General features: G+C 37.9%; 21 protein-coding genes and 1 pseudogene. 12 read left to right on the top strand and 10 right to left on the bottom strand.

Features of this window, described 5'->3' with window-relative positions:
* From CP366_RS01450 to CP366_RS01440, 3 genes are all read right to left on the bottom strand, one after another.
* Positions 1–917 (bottom strand): RNA-guided endonuclease TnpB family protein (locus CP366_RS01450; RefSeq protein ID WP_098043572.1); only part of this gene is annotated, 917 nt, incomplete at its 3' end.
* Between the two features lie 30 nt (positions 918–947).
* Positions 948–1562 (bottom strand): IS607 family transposase, encoded by a 615-nt coding sequence (locus tag CP366_RS01445; RefSeq protein WP_035443518.1) that lies wholly within the window; start codon positions 1560–1562, stop codon positions 948–950.
* Between the two features lie 137 nt (positions 1563–1699).
* Positions 1700–2947, bottom strand: a complete 1248-nt coding sequence (locus tag CP366_RS01440; RefSeq protein WP_089147726.1) for an MFS transporter — start codon at positions 2945–2947, stop codon at positions 1700–1702.
* Between the two features lie 152 nt (positions 2948–3099).
* Between CP366_RS01440 and CP366_RS01435 the strand changes: the two genes are divergently transcribed.
* Positions 3100–4083: a hypothetical protein gene (locus tag CP366_RS01435; RefSeq protein ID WP_013086986.1), complete on the top strand. Its 984-nt coding sequence runs from the start codon at positions 3100–3102 to the stop codon at positions 4081–4083.
* Positions 4084–4154: 71 nt separating this feature from the next.
* Here the strand turns inward: CP366_RS01435 and CP366_RS01430 are convergent, their stop codons facing one another.
* Positions 4155–4517 (bottom strand): hypothetical protein, encoded by a 363-nt coding sequence (locus CP366_RS01430; RefSeq protein WP_005726721.1) that lies wholly within the window; start codon positions 4515–4517, stop codon positions 4155–4157.
* A 214-nt stretch (positions 4518–4731) separates the two neighbouring features.
* Here CP366_RS01430 and CP366_RS01425 point away from each other — a divergent pair, with 214 nt between their 5' ends.
* The 5 genes from CP366_RS01425 (at position 4732) to CP366_RS01405 (ending at position 10582) form a co-directional block, all read left to right on the top strand.
* A complete protein-coding gene (locus tag CP366_RS01425) occupies positions 4732–7269 on the top strand; it encodes a M1 family metallopeptidase (protein ID WP_089147109.1) in 2538 nt (845 codons plus the stop codon).
* A gap of 113 nt (positions 7270–7382) precedes the next feature.
* Entirely contained in the window at positions 7383–8876 is a 1494-nt protein-coding gene (locus CP366_RS01420; RefSeq protein ID WP_089147725.1) for a peptide MFS transporter, read from the top strand.
* A 103-nt stretch (positions 8877–8979) separates the two neighbouring features.
* On the top strand, positions 8980–9216 hold the full coding sequence (locus CP366_RS01415) for a hypothetical protein (protein WP_369823047.1): 237 nt from the start codon (positions 8980–8982) through the stop codon (positions 9214–9216).
* 140 nt (positions 9217–9356) lie between these two features.
* Positions 9357–9806, top strand: coding sequence for a LytTR family DNA-binding domain-containing protein (locus CP366_RS01410; protein WP_013086981.1), 450 nt, complete (start codon positions 9357–9359; stop codon positions 9804–9806).
* Positions 9807–9808: 2 nt separating this feature from the next.
* A complete protein-coding gene (locus CP366_RS01405; RefSeq protein ID WP_089147724.1) occupies positions 9809–10582 on the top strand; it encodes a hypothetical protein in 774 nt (257 codons plus the stop codon).
* Between the two features lie 163 nt (positions 10583–10745).
* Here CP366_RS01405 and CP366_RS01400 read toward each other — a convergent pair whose 3' ends face one another.
* The 3 genes and pseudogenes from CP366_RS01400 to CP366_RS01390 all read right to left on the bottom strand — a co-directional run bounded on the left by CP366_RS01400 (position 10746) and on the right by CP366_RS01390 (position 13744).
* On the bottom strand, positions 10746–12077 hold the full coding sequence (locus CP366_RS01400; RefSeq protein ID WP_089147723.1) for an RNA-guided endonuclease TnpB family protein: 1332 nt from the start codon (positions 12075–12077) through the stop codon (positions 10746–10748).
* 181 nt (positions 12078–12258) lie between these two features.
* Positions 12259–12450, bottom strand: a complete 192-nt coding sequence (locus CP366_RS01395) for a hypothetical protein (protein WP_013086978.1) — start codon at positions 12448–12450, stop codon at positions 12259–12261.
* Positions 12451–12542: 92 nt separating this feature from the next.
* Positions 12543–13744 (bottom strand): annotated as a pseudogene (locus CP366_RS01390) (L,D-transpeptidase family protein).
* A 157-nt stretch (positions 13745–13901) separates the two neighbouring features.
* On the opposite strand from CP366_RS01390, the gene CP366_RS01385 reads away from it, so the two are divergent.
* Positions 13902–14684 (top strand): DUF4931 domain-containing protein, encoded by a 783-nt coding sequence (locus CP366_RS01385; protein WP_089147722.1) that lies wholly within the window; start codon positions 13902–13904, stop codon positions 14682–14684.
* A gap of 98 nt (positions 14685–14782) precedes the next feature.
* Here the strand turns inward: CP366_RS01385 and CP366_RS01380 are convergent, their stop codons facing one another.
* On the bottom strand, positions 14783–15427 hold the full coding sequence (locus CP366_RS01380; RefSeq protein WP_005721800.1) for a hypothetical protein: 645 nt from the start codon (positions 15425–15427) through the stop codon (positions 14783–14785).
* Between the two features lie 58 nt (positions 15428–15485).
* Between CP366_RS01380 and yaaA the strand changes: the two genes are divergently transcribed.
* On the top strand, positions 15486–16247 hold the full coding sequence (gene yaaA, locus CP366_RS01375) for a peroxide stress protein YaaA (RefSeq protein ID WP_089147721.1): 762 nt from the start codon (positions 15486–15488) through the stop codon (positions 16245–16247).
* Here the strand turns inward: yaaA and CP366_RS01370 are convergent.
* A complete protein-coding gene (locus CP366_RS01370) occupies positions 16244–16999 on the bottom strand; it encodes an alpha/beta hydrolase (protein WP_005723752.1) in 756 nt (251 codons plus the stop codon). The genes yaaA and CP366_RS01370 overlap by 4 nt on opposite strands.
* Before the next feature lie 129 nt (positions 17000–17128).
* Here CP366_RS01370 and CP366_RS01365 point away from each other — a divergent pair, with 129 nt between their 5' ends.
* The 4 genes from CP366_RS01365 (at position 17129) to CP366_RS01350 (ending at position 20109) form a co-directional block, all read left to right on the top strand.
* Entirely contained in the window at positions 17129–17728 is a 600-nt protein-coding gene (locus CP366_RS01365; RefSeq protein ID WP_060462439.1) for a histidine phosphatase family protein, read from the top strand.
* 116 nt (positions 17729–17844) lie between these two features.
* Positions 17845–18369, top strand: a complete 525-nt coding sequence (locus tag CP366_RS01360; protein ID WP_089147720.1) for a TetR/AcrR family transcriptional regulator — start codon at positions 17845–17847, stop codon at positions 18367–18369.
* Between the two features lie 2 nt (positions 18370–18371).
* Positions 18372–19433 (top strand): ABC transporter permease, encoded by a 1062-nt coding sequence (locus tag CP366_RS01355; RefSeq protein WP_005721794.1) that lies wholly within the window; start codon positions 18372–18374, stop codon positions 19431–19433.
* Position 19434: 1 nt separating this feature from the next.
* The gene (locus CP366_RS01350; RefSeq protein ID WP_005721793.1) at positions 19435–20109 is read left to right on the top strand and encodes an ABC transporter ATP-binding protein; all 675 of its coding nucleotides are present in this window, start codon (positions 19435–19437) and stop codon (positions 20107–20109) included.
* A 32-nt stretch (positions 20110–20141) separates the two neighbouring features.
* Here CP366_RS01350 and CP366_RS01345 read toward each other — a convergent pair whose 3' ends face one another.
* Positions 20142–21554: a C69 family dipeptidase gene (locus tag CP366_RS01345; RefSeq protein ID WP_005720112.1), complete on the bottom strand. Its 1413-nt coding sequence runs from the start codon at positions 21552–21554 to the stop codon at positions 20142–20144.
* Between the last annotated feature and the right edge of the window lie 13 nt (positions 21555–21567).

Genomic DNA, 21567 nt, shown 5'->3' with positions numbered 1-21567 from the left:
TAATTGTTTACCAGTTCAGTAGTAAATTTATGCATTAAATCCGTTTGAATGTTTTGGGCACGCTGATAGGATGCCTGAAGCTTGATTCTCGTCTTCAAGTATTTCTTGCTTTGCGCACCTTTAATTCTACCGTTGACTGTTCGCTTCTTTGCCAGCTGCTTTTGATAATGCTTTATTTTGCTGTATGTTTTGGTCAAAGACTTAGGAATAATCAAAAGCTGACCATCTTCATAATTGAAATGGCCTACGTTTATATCTACCCCGGTCGCTTTGCCTGTTTTCTTTTTGACTTCGAACCTATCTTTGGGGATCTTATATGGAATTGCCACATAATACCTATCCCTTACTCGATAGAAAGACATTGTTCCTGTAGGATAATCAAAAGGCTTTTCTGACAATTTTATTGGTTGCCAATTTGCTTTCAACCCTTGAGGCTTTTCCAAAACCAGCTTGCCATTAACAATTCTAGCTTGGTCGCTCTTGAAGCCTTGCTTGGGAGCCCGCTTAGATTTAAATTTAGGCTTGCCCCAATCTTTTTGAGCCTTATTGAAAAAATTTTGCCAGGCTTTGCCCAAATCCTGTACGGCTAGCTGCAATAGATGGGCTGAATAGCTAAATTGCCAGTCTTCTTTTTCTGCCACTAGTTTATTCCTGATGGCTTTCCAATTAGGCGCAGGATAGCTGGCAAGCATTTCTTCTTGTTCGGCAGTAAATTTGCGTTGACTCTTGGCCTTTCGCAGTTCAGCTTTGATCTCTTTATCAAGCATCAGCTGCCTAATGTCGTATTCGTCATTCCACAAAGCCAAGGCTTCATTCCAGCAGAATCTCCGATAATCGCAATTGCGATCAAAAACAGCCTTCATCTGTTTGTTGGGAAACAGCTCATAGGATTTGGTTTTTATATAGTATTCTGGCATTTTATCCACCTCCTTTTATAGATGCATCGCTTATTCTTTTAAATTAGGATCGTTCTTTATTTTGTTTTTATACCTTCTCAGTCCATAAAGACGGCATGAAAAAACATGAATAATGCTAATTAAGTCTTCCACTAGCTCCTTATCTGGCGAAGTATCCTCATTGTTTAAGACGATTATCTTACAGTCATGCCAAGCACAAAATTCTTGAAAGAACTTAAAGCCAAAACGGATAAAGCGATCTTCATAAGTAACGTAGATCTCTTTAATCTGATTTGCATCGATGTCTTTGATCAACTTAAGCCATTTAGGACGTTTATAGTTTAAGCCCGATCCAATATCTGAGATATATTCATCGGCGATAATGCCTCTAGCATTCAAGAATTGCCTTAAAAAAGCAACTTGATCTTTTAAATCGTCTTTTTGCCCATTGGAAGATACCCGCGCGTAAGCCACAATTTTGCGTTTATCAATGGGCTCGTTATGATCAAGGCCTAAATACTGATCAAGCTCTGATTGATAGTAAAATCGTCTGTTGTTAGCTGTTCGATGAGCTTTTAATTTCCCAGCTCGATCCCAGCTTTGAAGAGTGAACGGCGCTTTGCCAAGATAGGCAGCAGCTTCTTTTAAATACATAATTCTAGACATAAAAAATCTCACCACCTTGTAGCGAGATTATAGCACACTTTATAACACTTAAGAAACACAATTACACATATATTTTTAAACCTGTTGAAACTCTTTTATTCCATTTTTAAATTCCATACTTTAGGAATATGCTTAACCTATCTATTCCGATAAGAAATTCCCCAAGCAAAAATCAAAACAAGCACAAAGTTGACCAGTAACGTAAATCCAGTTACCCAAAATACTGTTGCGTAGTTTGAAAAACCGGAAATCGTTGATCCCATTAATGATCCTAACATGGCGCCAACTGCTTGAAATGACTGGTTATAACTGAAAACACGGCCGAAACTTTCGCTTGGCGTATTCAAAGTTAACACAGTCTGAGCAGCTGGCAGCATCCCTGCACTGGCGATTCCCAACAAGAAACGCAATCCTGCCAAAACCCACGGTGAGGTAGTCAAGGCCATTGGCACAAACAAAATCGCTCCAACAACTAAGCCGATCCTTAATACGCTTAGTGGTCCAATTTCATCCATTTTGTGTCCGATTCGTGAGGCGGCAATTAAAGTCCCCAGACCTGGCGTTGCCGCAACGACACCCGCTACAAAGGCGACATCTGCGCCATGGGGCATCATCGACTTTACATATAATGAAACAATTGGGTCAATTGACATGGTAGATGATTGAACGAGCATTGTTGTAATAAACATGACCACAATCAATTTAACGCTAGGCAAACTTTTCATGATTTCGCCCATTGGCTTCATCTTTTCACGAGAAATTGGAGTAAAGTCTTCATGAACTAAGAACGTTGTACCTAAAAAGACGGTGAACATTAAAACACCGGTAATGAAGAATGGAATCCGATACCCCCAGGCGCCACCAAACATATTGCCAAAGAAGCTGGAGAGAGCACCACCTAATAGCGGTCCAACCAAATTTCCGGCAGTCCCGGCCGTCATCATTTGACTCATGACCCAGCCGCTACGTTCATGCGGCGTTTCACTTGCCATTAAAGCGGTGGCGTTGTTAATATAACCAGAAAAAGAACCTTGAATAAAACGCATTACAATAATATAAATTGCATTGGGTGCAAATCCAGTTAGGGTAATAGTTAAAGCCATCACACCAGAAGCACGCATACACATTAGTTTTCTACCTTTGCGATCAGCGAGGCCGCCCCAATATGGTGAAACTATTGCCTGGGCAATAAAAGTCATTGCAAAAGCTAATCCTGAATAAAGATTGATTTGCAGTTTAGAATAATTACCCAAATCTGAAATAAATAGTGAAATAAAGGGCATTGTCATTGAATAGCCCATCCCAGTGATAAAGCAACCGAGCCATAAGGTGTAAAAGGCCATATGCCAACCAGCTGGCAGTTTTGCTGATTTAGTTTTAGTCAAAAAGTCATCTCTTTCTAAAAAAAAGCACAATTATTAATATTCATTTTAGCACATGCAAAACAAAGCTAAATTTTCTCTGAAATTTCATTCTTAATTCAAGCAAAAAAGTGATAATGTGCTACTATAGTGCTTTGAGAAGGGGGCTGCAGTTTATGGCACATATGTCGCGGCGTGAATATCGCATGAAAAAAGAGCACGGTCAAGCCGGCGCAGATCGTTCACGGACCAATTATACTAAGACAAGAGCAACAACACGTGAAGAATTTCGCAGCAGAAAAATTAGTAATCCTCAGCCGATTATTAATCAAAATGTCGCAAATGCATCAAGGGAAAATTACCATCATGTTAAGTTGAACTTTTGGAATATTTTTTCTGACCGACCATATATTTCGGTTGCGATTATTGTTTTAGCCTTATTTTTCGCCATGATTAAATTCTGGTGGGGATTGGTTATCTTAGCCTTGATCGTCATTGCAGGGATTTTTATCATTGGTCACAGTCACCATCCTGATCGAGTTTTAAGTCTGGAATTTCATCTGAAAGCTTCAAGAAAATTAAGCATGTTAAGAGCACTAGAATTAGGTGGCTCAGTTACCATGTTTTTAGCTACTTATATGAAGCAAGTTGTGTCGGTCGATTTTTCATCGGCTGGATCAACTGATAGTTTCCAACTTGTTCAAGGTATTCTGTCCAATAATGGTGGTGTTTATGGACAACGTGGATCTTATTTCTTGAGTTTGCTTAATACCTTATCTGGTGGATCGCTTTGGAGCTCATATCGTTATGCCACTAATAGTGCGCAGATGATGAATTCAAGTTCTGGGCGCTGGATTATTATGTGGATCTTGCTATTGATGATTGCTCCAGCATTCTGCGTATTAGCACAGTTCTTTAAAGAACCATATTCGCGTAATGTAGCGTTAGTGACTTCAATTATTAGTACAGTTAGTTTTGTCTTGACGCCGGTATTAATGCGTAAATGGGTTGTGGGCTATGCAATGGAAAATCAAGTAGCCCGTGAGGCTGCTAACAATGCTGTCCACATTGGAACAATGGCCTATGTAGGGATGGCGTGCTCGATCTTAGTTTTAGTCATTGCACTTTATCGTTTTATCAAGCAAGATAATTTTGAGTAAAACAAAAACCAGTTTAGTCAATTGGACTAAGCTGGTTTTCTTTAGCTTTTGGGAATTAAAGGAATTTAATTTTAGTACCAGTTGTGAGCTAACCAAAATCTCTTGGCGTTAACCCATGAACCGTAACGACCGTAAACGTAATTATCAGCAACACGTTCTTGGTTTTTAGGTGAAAGGTTACCATGTAAGTAGCCAATGTTTAATTGGTATTTGCCGTAACAAACACCGTTTCTAGCAGTGTAGCTACCACCTGATTCGCGCATTGCGATCCATCTCTTAGCAGCTTTTTCAGCTTTTGAAAGCTTTCTTGCAGCTTGAACAGTTTGAGTAGTTGAAGTATTGGTAGAAAAAGCATTTGCAACTGCAACACAAGCAAAGGCAAGTGCTAAGGCAGCTAAGATTTTTACTAAAGTAGATTTAACATGTTTATTCATTGATGTATTCATTCCTTATTAAATTTAATTAATTCTTTCAAAACTTATTTATTTCTTAATGACTATGCTTCTATAGTACAAGCTCAATATGACAGCAATGTTACAGAACTGAAACGTCATCCTTACAATCAATAAGAAATAGCCTTTTTTGAGCGCTTTTTTCTTTATTTTGGTAAAATTAAAAGTAAATGATCTATTAATTAGGAGGAAAAATATGTCAGTTAAACGTTTTTATGAAACTTTCCACCCAGAACATTATGATTTACGTATTAACGTAAACCGTAAGCAAAAGGAAATTAATGGTACTTCAACGATTACCGGTGAAGTAATTGAAAATCCAGTATTTATTAACCAAAAATATATGACCATTGACAGCGTTAAGGTTGATGGTAAAAAGGTAGATTTTGAAGTACTTGAAAAAGAGGAAGCTATCAAAATTTCAACTGGTGTAAACAGCAAGGCTGTAATTGAAATTGCTTATAGTGCACCACTTACTGATACTATGATGGGTATTTATCCTTCATACTACGAGTTAGAAGGTAAGAAGAAGCAAATTATTGGTACTCAATTTGAAACCACTTTTGCTCGTCAAGCATTCCCATGTATCGACGAACCAGAAGCTAAGGCTACCTTTACTTTAGCCCTTAAGTGGGATGAAGAAGATGGCGAAGTTGCTCTTGCCAATATGCCTGAAGTTGAAGTGGACAAGGACGGCTACCACCACTTTGAAGAAACTGTTCGCATGTCTAGTTACTTGGTTGCCTTTGCCTTTGGTGATTTGCAATCAAAGACTACTCACACTAAGGATGGCGTCTTAATTGGTGTTTATGCAACTAAGGCCCACAAGCCTAAGGAATTAGACTTTGCTTTGGGTGTTGCTAAGAACGCAATTGAATTTTACGAAGAATTTTACCAAACTAAGTATCCACTTCCACAATCATTGCAATTGGCTTTGCCAGATTTCAGTGCTGGTGCCATGGAAAACTGGGGGTTAGTAACTTACCGTGAAGCATATTTACTGCTTGATCCAGACAATACTAGCCTTGAAATGAAGAAATTGGTTGCTACAGTTATTACTCACGAATTGGCTCACCAATGGTTCGGTGATTTAGTAACCATGAAATGGTGGGATAATTTATGGCTTAACGAAAGTTTTGCTAACATGATGGAATACTTGTCAGTTGATGGTCTAGAACCTGATTGGCATATTTGGGAAATGTTCCAAACCAGTGAAGCACCTGCAGCTTTGACTAGAGATGCTACTGACGGTGTTCAACCAATTCAAATGGAAATCAATGACCCAGCAGATATTGACTCTGCCTTCGACAGTGCCATTGTTTATGCCAAGGGTTCTAGAATGTTAGTTATGGTTCGTTCACTTCTTGGTGACGATGCCTTAAGAAAAGGCTTGAAGTATTACTTTGATCACCACAAGTTTGGTAATGCCACTGGTGATGATCTTTGGGATGCTCTTTCAACCGCAACTGACCTTGATATTGGCAAGATTATGCACTCATGGTTAAAGCAACCAGGTTATCCAGTAGTTAGTGCATATGTTGATAGTAGCGATGGTCACTTAAAGCTTTCACAACAACAATTCTTCATTGGTGAAGGTAAAGACGTTGGTAGACAATGGCAAATTCCGTTGAATGCTAACTTCAAGGCACCTAAGATTATGTCTGATAAGGAAATCGACTTAGGTTACTACAAGAATTTACGTAGTGAAGCAGGTCACCCACTTAGAATTAATGTAGGTAACAACTCACACTTTATCGTTAAGTATGACAAGACTTTGCTTGATGATATTTTGGCTCATGTTGATGAACTTGATCCAATTGCCAAATTGCAATTATTGCAAGACTTACGTCTTTTAGCAGAAGGTAAACAAATTTCTTATGCTGCTGTTGTGCCACTTTTGACTAAATTTGCTGACTCGAAGTCAAGTGTAGTTATTAATGCTCTTTACGCTACTGCTGCTAAGTTGCGCCAATTTGTTGAACCTGAATCAGCTCAAGAAAAGGACTTAAAGAAGCTTTATGACAAGTTATCCGCTGGTCAAGTTGCTCGTTTGGGCTGGAAAGTTAAGCCAGGTGAAAGCGATGAAGATGCACAAATTCGTCCATATGAATTAAGTGCCAGTCTTTACGCTGAAAATAAAGACTCAATTAAAACAGCTCATGAGATTTTCACTGCTAATGAAGACAATTTAGAAGCAATGAATGCTGATGTTCGTCCGTATGTTTTAATCAATGAAGTAAAGAACTTTGGTAGCCACAATCTAATCGAAAACCTAATCAAGGAATATCAAAGAACCGCTGATCCTTCATACAAAGTTGATCTTCGTAGCGCAATTACTAGTACGATTGATCCGGCCGAAGTTGCGTTAATTGTTGATAATTTTGAAAATGCTGACGTAATTAAACCACAAGACTTGCGTGGCTGGTATGCTGGTTTGCTCAGCAACCATCATGGTCAACAAGCAGCCTGGGACTGGATTAGAGAAGATTGGGATTGGCTTGATAAGACTGTCGGTGGTGACATGGAATTTACAACATTCATCACAGTAACTACTCGCGTCTTCCATACTCCAACTAGACTTAAAGAATTTAAAGAATTCTTTGAACCAAAGGTAAATATTCCACTTCTTAGTCGTGAAATTAAGATGGATATTAAAGTTATTGAAGGTAAAGTTGACTTGATCGAAGCTGAAAAAGTAGCTGTTAACAATGCAGTTGCTAAAGCAATCGATTAATTTGAAGCAATAATTACCTAATAAATAAGGATTCACTGTAAAAAGTGGATCCTTATTTTTCGTGGTATAATTATTTCTATTGTGCTTATCTATGATAAGAAGGGAGTTTTTATTTGGGGAAACAAGATTCAAATACAGCATTTTTCGGACAACCAAAGGGTTTGTCCACGTTATTCTTTACTGAAATGTGGGAGCGCTTCAGTTACTACGGAATGCGCGCCATCCTGCTTTTCTACATGTATTATGCAGTCACCAAAGGTGGTCTGGGAATGGACCAAACAACGGCTGCATCAATCATGTCAATCTATGGTTCACTTGTTTATTTATCAACCCTAGTTGGCGGCTGGCTGTCTGATCGTGTTTGGGGTTCAAGAAAAACCGTCTTTTATGGCGGCGTTTTGATCATGTTAGGTCACATTGTCTTGGCACTTCCAGCTGGTGTAACGGCGTTATATGCTTCAATTGCCTTAATTGTGGTTGGTACTGGTTTATTAAAGCCAAATGTATCTGACATGGTTGGTGGTCTTTATTCAGTTGAAGATCGCAGAAGAGATGCGGGTTTTAGCATCTTTGTCTTTGGGATTAACTTAGGATCGTTTCTTGCACCTTGGTTAGTTCCATGGGCAGCACAAGGTTTTGGCTTTCATATTTTTGGTAATGAAATGAACTTCCATGCCGGCTTTTCTTTAGCTGCAATCGGGATGTTCTTTGGCTTAGTGCAATATGTTTGGGGCGGTAAAAAATACCTTTCTCCTGAAAGTTTGACGCCTAATGATCCTATTGATAAGGGTGACTTGCTTAATATTATTAAGTGGGTAGTTATTGGGTTCGTGGTGATTGCCCTTGTATTAGCTGCAATGGCCGGCTTTGGTCAATTGAACGTTGACAATGTCATTACTTTATTGACTATTTTAGCAATTGCACTGCCAATTTATTACTTTGTGATGATGCTACGTAGTTCAAAAGTAACTAAGGTTGAGCGTTCACGAGTTAAGGCTTACATTCCATTGTTCTTTGCTGCAGCTATCTTCTGGGGCATTGAAGAATCAGGCTCAGTAGTTTTAGCTCTGTTTGCCGCTCAAAGAACCGTGCTTCATATTGGTAATTGGCACTTTACAGCAGCCAACTTTCAGTCTCTTAACCCATTATTCATTATGATTTTAACGCCAATCTTCGTTTGGCTTTGGGAACATTGGAAAAAGCAGCCAACAGCTCCAGGCAAGTTTGCAGCAGGGCTAGTTTTTGCTGGTCTATCTTATATGTGGATGGCTTTGCCAGGGATGCTTTATGGTACAGCAGGCAAGGTTAGTCCATTTTGGCTAGTTGGTTCATGGTTCTTAGTTGAAATTGCTGAAATGTTGATTTCACCAATTGGTTTATCAATTACGACCAAGCTGGCCCCTAATGCATATCGTTCGCAAATGATGAGTATGTGGTTTATGGCTGATGCAACTGGACAAGCAGTGAATGCACAAATTGTTAAGTTCTATTCAACTGGCACTGAAGTACAATATTTCATGGTGGTTGGCTTAGTTAGTGTAGCCTTTGCGGTAATAATGTTCTTTTTAGTTAAGAGAATTAATGTGCTAATGGAAGGTGTCCACTAAAATTAGATTTTTTGCAATGATCTCTGGTTTTTCATACAATAAACGATAAGGGAGAGATTTGTTGAAAAAATTTAAAGGATTAGATCGAAAAACTGTATTAACTATAGGACGTATTGGATCCGTGTTATCTGTACTGATGTACGTTTCTTATATTCCACAAATTATTAATAACTTGAACGGAAATTATGGTAATCCGGTTCAGCCATTGGTTGCTGCAATTAATTGCACGATCTGGGTACTTTATGCAGTTCTTGGTGAAAAGAAAGATTGGCCGCTATTCACGGCTAATTTTCCAGGAATTATTTTCGGATTGATAACGTTTTTTACTAGTTTACATTGATAATAAGCAATAAGACGGCAGATGTCGTCTTATTTTTTTACCACTTAGAAGGTAAAATTTACCGCTTAGTTCAAAACTATGGAAAAGTTAGCTAAAATATTTTTTAATATGATTATCAGATTTGGAAGGGAGTGAGGAACATGAAAGTAAAACTTGAGATTGATCCAGATGCCTCAGAAGATGAATTGATTATTAAGGCTAAAAATATTTCTCCAGAAATGGAACAGCTTTATCGCAAATTGCAAAATATAGAGCATGAAGATCAAATCGAGTGCTTCAAGGATAATGTTTCTTACTACTTACCACTGAACAAAATTTTATTTTTTGAAACAGATGCTAAGCAAGTAATTCTACATACACAAGACAGGGCATGCTTGGATAAACATAAATTGTATGAGCTAGAAAATATTTTAGGCGCAGGTTTTATGCGGATTTCCAAGTCGACAATTATTAATTTAGATCAAATTTATGGTCTAACTAGATCGATTTCGGATTGTAAAATCCAATTTCATGATACCTATAAAACCGTATATGCATCCCGTCGATATTATAAAGAATTGCGTATGCGCTTAGATGAAAGAAGGTCTTAATTATGAAAAATAATTTTAGCAGAATTTTATGGGGTGTGGGATTGCTAGCTGTAGCTGTACTCCTAGTTGTGAGTCAATTGGGACTATTAAGTTTTAAAATAGGCTTTTGGATGATTATTTTGACCGTCATTTTTGTGGCTTGCTTAATCAAAGGCTTGCTTGATCGCAGTATCTATGTTTCAGTTTTCTCAATTGCCTTTTTGGTAATTACTTATGCCGGACCGCTAGGAATTAAAAAGCTTTTATCAGCTTGGATGATCCTATTTATCGCTTTACTGGTTTCAATTGGCTTGAGTTTACTCTTTAAAAGAAGCGTTAAACCAACGATAACCATCCAAAAATCATTTGATTGGAGTAGCGGCGATGGGGATGCAGAAGCAAACGCCCAACCAAAACATCGCGTCAGCCATCAAGATATCATTGAAGATGGCGACAACATCGTTATTAATCAAAAAATAGCTGGCGATTCTTCGCGTTACATTCACTCCCAACATTTGCAATCAATTACGCTAGATGCGTCATTTGGTAATGCTAATATTTATCTCGATGATGCGAAGGCGGCAGGAGATACAGTAATTTTGAATTTAACAGCTTCAATGGGCAATGTTAATCTCTATATTCCACTATCATGGGAGCTAGAGAATCAATTGAGCGTTAGCTTAGGCAATGTTATTGTAAAAGGCAAGAGCAATGGAGGCGGCCCAACCTTGGTTTTAAAGGGTAGAGCTAACATGGGTAACGTGGTAATCAATTATATGTCAACTACCCCAGAATAAATTCTGGGGCTTGGTGGCTCGTTAGCTTGCGCTAACCAGAACACCAACTTGCTTAGATACGGACTTGACTTACCAGCAATAATCTTTTGACTATTGCCGATAGAGGTCGTCTATTTACCAAAGCCTTTTGAGTCCGTGAGTTGCCAGCGGACTGCAGCCTAGCCTAGGCTGCTTTTTTTATTTTAGGATTCTGCCACTTGCCTAACCCTTTTTCTAAGATGTTCACTGCCGCATTCCAATCGCGGATATGGTGCGTTCGACAGATTGGACAAGTCCACTCTCGATCTTTAAGCGTTAGTTTCTTATAACCGTTTTGCCCCATAATACTGCCACATTGATGGCATCTTTGAGTGGTGTACTTAGGATCAATTGTTTTGAACTCTTTGCCATATAAGTTTGCCTTATATGCCAGCATATTCAGGAAGCTGCGCCAACCGACATCAGAAATGGCTTGAGACAAGGCATGATTCTTTAACAGGTTTCTGCTTCTTAGTTCCTCGGCAACTACTAAATCGTGGTTTTTGATTAGTGCAGTTGAGAGAACTTGCAAGAAGTCATTACGCTGTCTTCTGATCTTATCGTGCAGTTTAGCTACAACTAAACGCTGCTTTTGATAGTTTTTTGCTAGCCGCAAATTGCGTCCTTCTTTTTTAGCCCGGCGCTGCCTGCGAGATAATACTCGTTGAGCACGAGCCAGCTTCTTTTTGGCTTTGCGGTAAAAGCGTGGATTAGCGACCATTGTTCCGTTCGATTCCGTCAGGAAATTATCTAAATTAAGATCAATGCCAATTTGACTTTGTGTTTTAGGCAATTCCTTAACAAAGGCAATATCGCTGCCTAACTGCATTGATAAGTAGAATTGGTCATCAGCGGTCTTTTTTATCGTCACTGTCCCAATTCTAGTTGGAATATGATTAAGCAAGCGCTCTTTGATTAGTTTTCTTAAGCCAACAATGCGGACAATTCCCAGCTTAGGCAGTTTAACGTGCTGAGCATCAATAAACCTAGCCGTCCCATTATCAAGAAAAGCTTCTTTTTGCTTAGGATATTGACAGTTGGTCTGATATGACCAGTCGCTGCGTTTTTTATGGAAAGTTGGGATTCCATGACCAATCTTACGATAGTTGTTCCAAGCCTTCTGATAATTTTGAATGGCATTGGCAAGAGCGAGACTATCAATTTCTTTAACACGCAAAAAGCTATAAGTATCGCGGATATTCTTTGGCTTAGCCAATAGTTCGCTATTAGTGACTACTTCTTCTGCCAACCTAGTCTCATAATTATTAAGAATAGAAAAGGCAAAAGGCATTGCTCGATATTGTCTAACAGCTAAGTAGTGCTTAGCATGGTAGCTAGTCCGATTGCGTCCTACATAAGAGTTGTAGACAAAGCGTTGCGCATCATAGTTTAGCTTGATGATCTTCTTTTGCTTAGAACTAGGATAAAAGCGAAGCTTGATGCCAAAATGATAGGCTAAACTGCTCATTCTTTTCATGTGTTTCATCTCCTTCTGTATATTAGATATTTATATTTTACAGGAAAGCCGAACATATGTCTCTATTTTTAAAATAAAAAAAGCTGACTGCTAGATCAGCTTGGCCCTATCCATCCCCGCATTAAAATACGGGGATTTCCGGGCATTTTCATTAAAAAAGGCGTGAAAATTCACGTCTTTTTTAGCGCAATGCAATCCAATAACCGATTAATAAAATTCCGAAAACGAGGAAAATGATGGCTAAAGTGCGTTGCCATTTTGCCTCGTTTTTGTTTTCTGCTTGCTTTTGGTTGGCTTGTCCGTTTTTTTCGCTAAGATACTTGAAGTAAGAAATCACTGCCACAAATAGGCAGATAATACCAATAATTAACATGTCTAATCCTCTCAAAAATCTATATCTTTTCTATTAATTTTACGCAAAAAAATCGCCTGCTTCAATTGAAGTAGGCGATTAATCTTTATTTTTTAATATACGATAACAGCATCGTTAGTTAAAACGTTGTTCCAAACACTTCTAATTTCAGCTGGACGAATGTTAACACAGCCATGTGAGCCACCAGTAAGATAGGCTGACTTACTCCAATCGCTACGCCAGCTAGCGTCATGTAAGCCACAGCCGCTCAAAGTAAATGGCATCCAATATTGTACTTTGGAGGCATACTTAGAGCCATCGTCGTTATAACCACGCAATACGCTAGGTGATTCTTTGTACATGATGTACCAAACACCTTTAGGAGTAGCGTTACTCTTATTTTCAGTACCTGTGACAACGTCAGTTAAGTGAACGGCAACTTTCCCTTTACGGACAACCCATAGTTCCTGATTTTTGATGGAGACAACGACATAGTTTTGACCGATACCATGATTGCTTTTGCCATAGCCATGAGCATAGGTACTATAACCCTCGCCATAAATATACTTACTACCATCAACAACATCTTGACCATTAATAAAAGCATTTTCTACTGCAGCCACAGCCTTCTTGACATAAATTCCCCAACCATAGCTTTCGTTTTTACCGTAATCGTTTTGCCATTGACTTTGTTACCAGTAGGAACAGTAAATTTATAACTCTTCTTTAGAGTTTTAACTTCTTGATCGATCGCTTCCATTTTAGCATGCAGTTTTTTTACATCGGTGAATTTATATTTACCACCTTTGTAAGTAACTTCGTGAATTAGGTCATCAGCTTTTAGCTTGAATTCCTGGCCATTGATCTTATAGGTGACTACAGCCTTTTGAATCTTTTGCAAATTCTTTTTGGCTTCATCCATTTTGGCGGATTTGAAGACGTATTTTTGCTTACTTGGCAAATCAGTATGTTGTTTAGTAAAAATATTTTTAACTTCAGCTTGACTGATAGTTTGAACCTTGTCGTCTTTTTCAGCAATAATCTTTTTATTTCTTAAAAAGACGACATTATCAGCTTGTTTATTGATCTTAGCAGTCGCCTTGTTAACAGTAAGCTTGCCTACTTGCACACCATAAATTGTTACATTAGGGTTGAAGTGGGTAGAAGCATATTCACGCTGGCTACGTTCAGCAGCCACTCTTTGATTATGAATGATAAAGCCACAAATAATTGCAATTACGACAATTATGCCAATAATAATAAGATAGAGATTGTTGCGATTATTTCGTTTTCTCATTTCTGTTCTAGATTGCATTATTAAAACCCATCTCTTAGTAAATTTCGAATAAATGTTTGTTTTGACACAGTATAACAAGTATTTTTATGCTAGTAAAGCTACAAAATATTTTACATTATATTAAAACTTTACCCATTAGACTTTAAACTATTTTAAATAAAAAAAAGGAATAAATATGACTAATGATCCACTTGTTTTTCAAATGAGCATTGCTAAAGGCAAACCGCAATCATATCGTAAGGATAAGAAGAAAAACGTTTGCCCATTTTGTGATGTTGAAAATTTAACTGATATTTACGCCAAGGAAGATGACATGATTTGGCTTAAGAATAAGTTCCCGACCTTGCGCGATACCTGGCAGACTGTACTAATTGAATCTAGTGATCATAACGGCGATATTAGTACTTATACGCAGGAACATAATCGCAAGTTGATGCATTTTGCGCTAGCTTGTTTTGAAAAAATGCAGGCTAGTGACCAATATGAGTCAATTGTTTGGTACAAGAACTATGGTCCACATTCAGGTGGTTCCTTGATTCACCCGCATATGCAGATAGTTGGCTTTGAACATGAAGATGGCTATAAATATATTCACCCGAATAATTTTGAAGGTGAGACCCTTTTTGAAAAAAGTGGGGTAGAAGTTAACATTGCTGAACATCCCGTTCAAGGCTACACTGAGCTCAATATTAACTTGTTAGATAAAAATAGCATTGACTTGTGGGCTGACTGGATTCAAAGTGGTGCCAAGTATTTGTTAAATATCATGTATAATGGCCGCTGCGATTCTTATAATCTATTCTTTTATCCGCGTAATGATGACGGTATTTGTGCTAAATATATTACACGTTTTGAAGCGCCACCTTATTTTGTTGGTTATAAGTTATCGCAAGTTAATGATGAAATTACTCTGGATAAAGAAGCACGTCGTTTTAGAGAATTTTTTGATAATGGTTAAGTAGTTAAAGCTTAAGCAAGAATAAATTTTTTTGAAAATAGAAATAGCAATTACATAAGATTGTAAAAAGGCGTTCTGCTACAAAGAACGCCTTTTTACTAAAATTTCGTTTCTAAAATGTCATCTTCAGGTCGGTGGGCTTGAATTCGCAACACTTGCCAAGCAAACTCATCATCTGGTTTGACTAAGTTAATAGTTAATTTTTGATCCTTATAGTTAAAATCAAGATCAGTTCGATGTTCAATCCATTCTACCCGGTTAGGTTCTTCGACTAGGCCTTCTACCACGATTTTGTCAGGAAGAGGACTAGGTAAGAAGACATATTTTTGGTAATTTGCGTGGCGATTTTCTAAAATAAAACCATCGCTACTGGTTAAAGCACTAGTTTTTCCTTCGTTGAAGGCGTGACCGAATTGGTGCATCCAATCATTGATCGTATCCAGCATTGCTTGAGTTGCGGCAGAAAACTTGCCTGCTTCAACGGGCACATTAATAATTGTAGTCTTACCAGCTTTACGGTTATTGACCATGGTATCAATGACGTTATCCTTAGTTAAGTCAGTACTATTTTCTGGATTAGCTAAAAAAATAGTATACTTAGCGCAAGCTGTTTTGAAATCTTCAGTTTGCCTGTCAGTCATCACTGCACGAGCACCGATATTACGGGCTGTTTTTACTAAAAAGTCGGCATCAGCCTTATCATTAAGTTGATAATTTAAGACAATTGCAAAATCAGGATTCATTATTTTTCCTCCTTATTAATCACAATTTAAGTTTACCGTAAAGGAACAAAATCTAAAAATGAAAATTATTATTGCACCTGCAAAAATTATGAAAATTGATCGTGATTCATTTCCAATTCAGTCAAAACCGCAGTTCTTGGATAAGACACGAATTCTAGAAAGATTTCTCAAGTCAAGGTCAAATGAGCAGTTAAAAGACCTTTGGCATGCTAGTGAAAATGTGACTAAGCAAAGCATATTGCAACTAGAAAATATGAATTTGGATGAACGATTAACTCCTGCAATTTTGGCTTTTTCAGGAATTCAATACCAATATATGGCTCCGGATTTATTTACACAACCTGCACTTGACTATATTCAAAAGAATTTGCGGATTCTATCAGGATTTTATGGTATGCTCCGGCCTTTTGATGGTGTTTGCCCATATCGCCTAGAATTAAATACTAAAATGGTTGGTTTTCGTGATTATAGCTTGTATCATTTCTGGGGCAGTGATATCGCTGAAAATTTATTTCAAGAAGATAATATAGTTATCGATTTGGCTTCCAAGCAATATACAGGTTTGGTTAAACCTTATTTGAGTCAAGGACGACAATTAATTACGGTTGACTTTCAGGAACTAAAAAATGGTAAGTGGAAGACCGTTGGGGTTCACGCTAAGATGGCTCGTGGTGAAATGGTGCGCTACATTGCCGAGAAGCAAATAAAAAATCCCACAGATTTGCAGGACTTTAATGATTTTGAATTTCAATTTGAACCTGACGTAAGTACTAAGGATCATTACGTCTTTCGTACTGAGTTCGACTTTACTCGGCGCTAAAATAATGGTTTTAAAAATTGAGCAGTTAAATCTGATGCTGACTTTTTGTATTGACCAGTGAATCTGTGATCTGCATCCGTAATGGCATGAAGTTCGCTATTTTCATAAATATCATGGTATTTTTTAGCATATTTAGGGTTAACTACTTGGTCATTAGTACCATAAATGACTGATACTGGGCCACTAAAGCGGGCAGAGACCTCGTAAATCGGTAAAACTTGAGCGGTTCGGAGATAAAATCCGCCTAATTTCATTCCTAATTTATTGCCGACTAGTGGAACAGTATCAGGAATATGGTTAGGATCATAGACTGCGCCTTGTGTGTTACCTTTAAGTGCATCGTCTTTTAATTGAGCAGCTGGTGCTAAAAGGACAACTTTTTTAATCACATCAGGATAAAGACCGGCAAGCATTGATGCAATTACACCGCCTTGGGAATGACCAACTAAGAAAATATTACGTACATGTGGATCGGTGCGAACGTATTCTAAGATTGCCTTGCCGTCAGCGATTTCGTTTGGCACAGTCATATCTTCAAACTTGCCGTCACTTTCGCCATGACCATTAAAGTCAAAACGGACGCTAGCGACATTTTCGTCGCGTAGATCATCGGCAATTTGTCTTAATAATTCAGTGTTGCGGTTAGCGGTAAAACCATGCATGAGGATAGCCATGTCATAGATTTCGCCGAATGGTTCTTCGCGGTCTCCTACTAAGGTGAGACCATCTCTTTCAATTGTAACGCGGGACATAATGTTTCCCCTTTCTAATTATCTATTTATATTTTAAGCTTTTTAAATTTCAAAACGCTAAAAAAACAGTAAAGAAATGGAAAGATTAGTTAAATAAGGGTATGATTTTAAGAAAAGGTGATGTAAAAAATGGAAATAGTTTTTATTCGTCATGGACAAACAGACGTGAATAAAGATAATCGAATTCAGGGCGCACAAGTTGACGCAGACTTGAATGAATTTGGTCGTGAATATGCTAAAAAATCCGCCGCTAAGTTTGATGAAAATAAATTTGATGTTGTTTATTCCAGTCCAATGAAGAGAGCAGTAGAGACTGCGAAAATTTTTACTAAAGGTAAAAAGAAATTAAATTTAGACAAACGTTTGCTGGAATTTGATTTTGGTGATTGGGACGGCAAGAAGATGGATGATATTGCTAAGGAATATCCAGATGTCGTTGATCCATGGGGAAAAGTTACTCGCGACTATGTTAAATATGCCAAAAATGGTGAGAGCTACGAAGAGTTTGAAGCACGTTGCGCTAACTTTTTAGACGAAATATATCAAAAATATCCAGAAGGTAAGGTATTAGTAGTGGCACATGGTCGTTTGATTCGAATGATGGCAGCTCATTATTTGAGTAATGGCGACATGGACAAGATAGATACGCCAAATAATTGTGCATTAAGTAAATTTAGCGTCCGTGATGGTGTTGCTAGGTTGTACTACTATAATCGAGTTTTAGTTTAGAGAAGGAAGGCAGAGGCCTTCTTTTTTTGTATATGTATTGACAACTCGTCACAATCAGCTATGATATAAGTAATTGATGACAAGTCGTCATTTGTGTTGGAAAAGGGGAAAACAAAATGGTTAAGCAAACTTTTAAAAATTTACCGTCTGCTAAACGTAGACGTATTGAAGCGGTGTTGTTAGAAGAATTCAGCACTTATCCGTTAGCAGATGCTAAGGTGTCACATATTGTTAAGAATGCCAACATTGCTCGAGGAGCATTTTATAAATATTTTGATGATTTAATTGATGCATATGTTTATATGTATCACATCGCTATTGAAGACATTCATGCTAGGATGAGTCCTAATGAAAAATTTGATCCTAATCATTTTTATGCAAGAGTAGTTAAGTTTATTGATAAAGTTCAATACAGTAAATATGAACCAATGATGAAATTGCATATGTCGCAAAATGAGTACTTGATACCAGATAATTTCAAAATTTATTCAAGACAATTGTTGAATATGGGGCCACAATTGTGGAGTGCCATGGTACTTAGTCATGAAGTTATCAACTTATGCCTATCAGATCCCGAAAATCAGGAAAAGAACTTGGCGCGCTATAAGAAGAGCCTGGACATACTAGCAAAGGGGATGTAGTTATGTTTCTAGCACTGAAAGAAATTAAGCATGAAAAATTGCGCTATGGCTTGATTATTTTGATGATCTTTTTGATCAGCTACTTAATTTTTATGTTGTCATCTTTGGCTGTTGGGTTAGCAAGTCAGAATACACAAGCAATTGAAAATTGGAATGCGCAAAAGATTGTTTTAAATAAAAATGCCAATATCAGCATGAGTCAGTCAATTCTGACAAAAGACGATCTAAAAAACGCAAAAATTGGCAAGAATGAAGCAATTATTGGTCAATTAGGAATTGTAGCTAAGAAAAAGGGAAAAAACTCAATTTCAGCTCAATTCTTAGGCATCAAAAAAGACCAGTTTATTTATCAAGATCAAGATATAATTGCTGGGAAAAAAGCAAAGAATGGTAATCAGATTACAGTAGACAGTAGTTTCAAAGACAAAGGCTACAAGCTTGGGGATCAAATTTCTCTGAATGGCTCTAAGAAAAAATATAAAATTGTTGGTTTTGTAAATAACGCCAAGATTAATATTGCGCCAATTGTTTATGGCTCAATGAAAACTTGGAAAAAACTGCGGATGGTCGCTCCTAATGTAGCCGCTTCTGCAGTTGTTTCAAAGAATAGTAATTATAAATTCAATTATAAGGATGCCAAGACATACCCAATTCAAGCCTTTATTAATAAGCTTCCAGGATATACGGCTCAAAACTTAACTTTTGAATTGATGATTGGATTCTTATTTGTTATTTCTTTGATCGTGATTGCTGTTTTCCTATATATTTTAACTATGCAAAAAATGCATAATTTTGCCGTTATGCGGGCTCAAGGAATTCCAAGTAAAACTTTAGTTGGTGCAACGATCAGTCAATCCATAATTTTAGTAGCTATTGGTGTTGTAATTGCGATTATCTTGATGTGGTTAACTGATTTAACTTTACCAGCAGCTGTGCCAATGACCTTTACGCCAGCAATTATGATTAGTGGTACGTTAGGGATGCTAGTCATGGGTATTATTGGTAGTTTGATTCCGATTAGATCAATTTTGAAGGTTGATCCAGCAAAGGCAATTGGTGAGTAAAATGGCAGTAATTGAATTAAAAGATGTTAATAAAGTTTATGGTAAAGGCGAAGCTAAAGTTGCAGCTTTGAAAGATATCAATTTTCAGGCTAATAAGGGTGAAGTGGTTTTAATTATGGGGCCTTCAGGCGCTGGTAAAAGTACATTTTTGACGATCGCCGGGTCCTTGCAAAAACCAACTTCAGGTGAAATTTTGATTAATGGTCGAGACATTAGTAATTTTTCTGCTAAGCAAAGTGGAGAACTACGCTTGAATAAAATTGGCTTTGTTTTACAAGCTTATAATTTAGTTCCATTTTTGACAGTTAAAGAGCAATTTACTTTGATTGATAAAGTAAAAAAGCAAAATAATTTGTCGCAAGATAAATTGCAAGGCTTACTCAAGCAGCTAGGGATTGAAAAGCTGGTTAATAAGTATCCAAATGAATTATCTGGTGGGCAACAGCAGCGAGTAGCAATCGCGACGGCCTTATATGCTAACCCAGATATTTTGTTAGCCGATGAGCCGACTGCTTCGCTAGATACGCAAAATGTGGAAGAAGTAGGACAATTGTTTAAGGATTTAGCGAAAAAGCGTGACAAGGCCGTTATTCTAGTAACGCATGATCCGCGGCTAGAAAAATACGCCGACCATATTTATGAAATGATGGACGGCTTAATGACTAAGAAAAAATAGTAAGAAAAAATGCCTCATTGAGGCATTTTTGTTTACAAGTTAGGATCCATTTGGAAACGCAGCGGTGAGTCACCAGTTTGTTCGGTGATTAGTTTAGCGATCAATTCTTTATAAGCATCAGTAGCAGTTTTAGCTAATTTGGCATTGGCTTCATCCACTAATTTAATTTGTTGTTCTTGATCCTTTTCTTGTGCTAATTTTTGATCATATTGCTGTCTAATTTGAAGCAATTTTTCGTTAGTAGTACTTTGCGTATTGCTTAAAGCGGTGCCGTACTTACCCCAATTACGATCAACCAGGACGCTAGCCAGTTTAAAGACCCAGTAAGCTGAATTTGGTGAGTAGGTTTCTTTTCCATTTTTCCAGGTATTTGGTACCTTAGTGCCTTGAGGATAGAATGGCACATAAACACTTTGCGCAGCCACACCCATAGCTAGCCAGTGAATCATGTTTTCACCGTTTAACTCAAGCAAGTGTGATTCCTGAGTAGTAGCCACAGAGATAGGTCTGAAAGTGGCATTATTTCTGTTTTTCTGATTGGTTAAATCATAGGCGGTGTTGTTGTAGTGATCGCTTAAAACGCGTTGAGCGTCTTGCGCAGAAATTGGTGCATCAGGCTTGCGAATAAATGGCAGGTTAAAGCTTTCGGGTTCTTGTGCTACAGATGGAGTAAGCAGACGTTGACCGCTCCATACTCGTGGTGTGTTGTAGTGTAAGTCACTATCGTCATGAGTGCCAAAAATATCACGCCAAATGAATGGCTGATTTTTAGGCCAGAGTTTATTGTCGTAGACAAATTTTTGCAGGTCTTGAGAATACATGAAGTCGTCACTGGCAAAATCAATTTCTTGAATAGCTAGTTGATTGGCGACAACAGCGTAGGAATCATCTGGGATTCGTTGTGCAACCCAATGATGGCCAGAACCGATTTCCATGTACCAGGCTTCATCACGATCGCCAAAGAGAATTCCGTCAGCTTCTGCTGCACCATATTTTTCTACAATTTCTCCTAAGCGCTGAACGCCTTCACGTGCGGATTTAACATAAGGTAAAACTACGGTGACCATTGCCTCTTCTAAGATTCCTTTGTCAGTATCAAAGGGGTCAACAGCTAAAACGCGGTCATTTGCGTAGGCACTTTCGGTGGCGCTCATTGCTACATGATATTCATTAATTCCGTCTTCTTCGAATACTCCGTACTTATCTGTCCATTCTGGGGTTGAAGAATAAGAGTAGCTAGCTGTTGGTAAATCCATTTCAAACTTATTGTCTTTGGATTTAAAATGGTTTTTCTGTACATTATCTCGATGTGGATTAAAGGCTAAATGCTTAGGCCAAGCAGTCTTAGCATCTTCATTACGACCGATGATGATACTGCCAGAAAGAGAGGCCTTTTTCCCGATTAAAATTGAGGTGCATGATGAGCGCCAAGCTGAAACTTTCATTGATAAAAACACG

The organism is Lactobacillus sp. UMNPBX15 (assembly GCF_002553785.1).
Taxonomy (GTDB): domain Bacteria; phylum Bacillota; class Bacilli; order Lactobacillales; family Lactobacillaceae; genus Lactobacillus; species Lactobacillus crispatus.
This window is presented reverse-complemented; position numbering and strand designations above follow the sequence as displayed.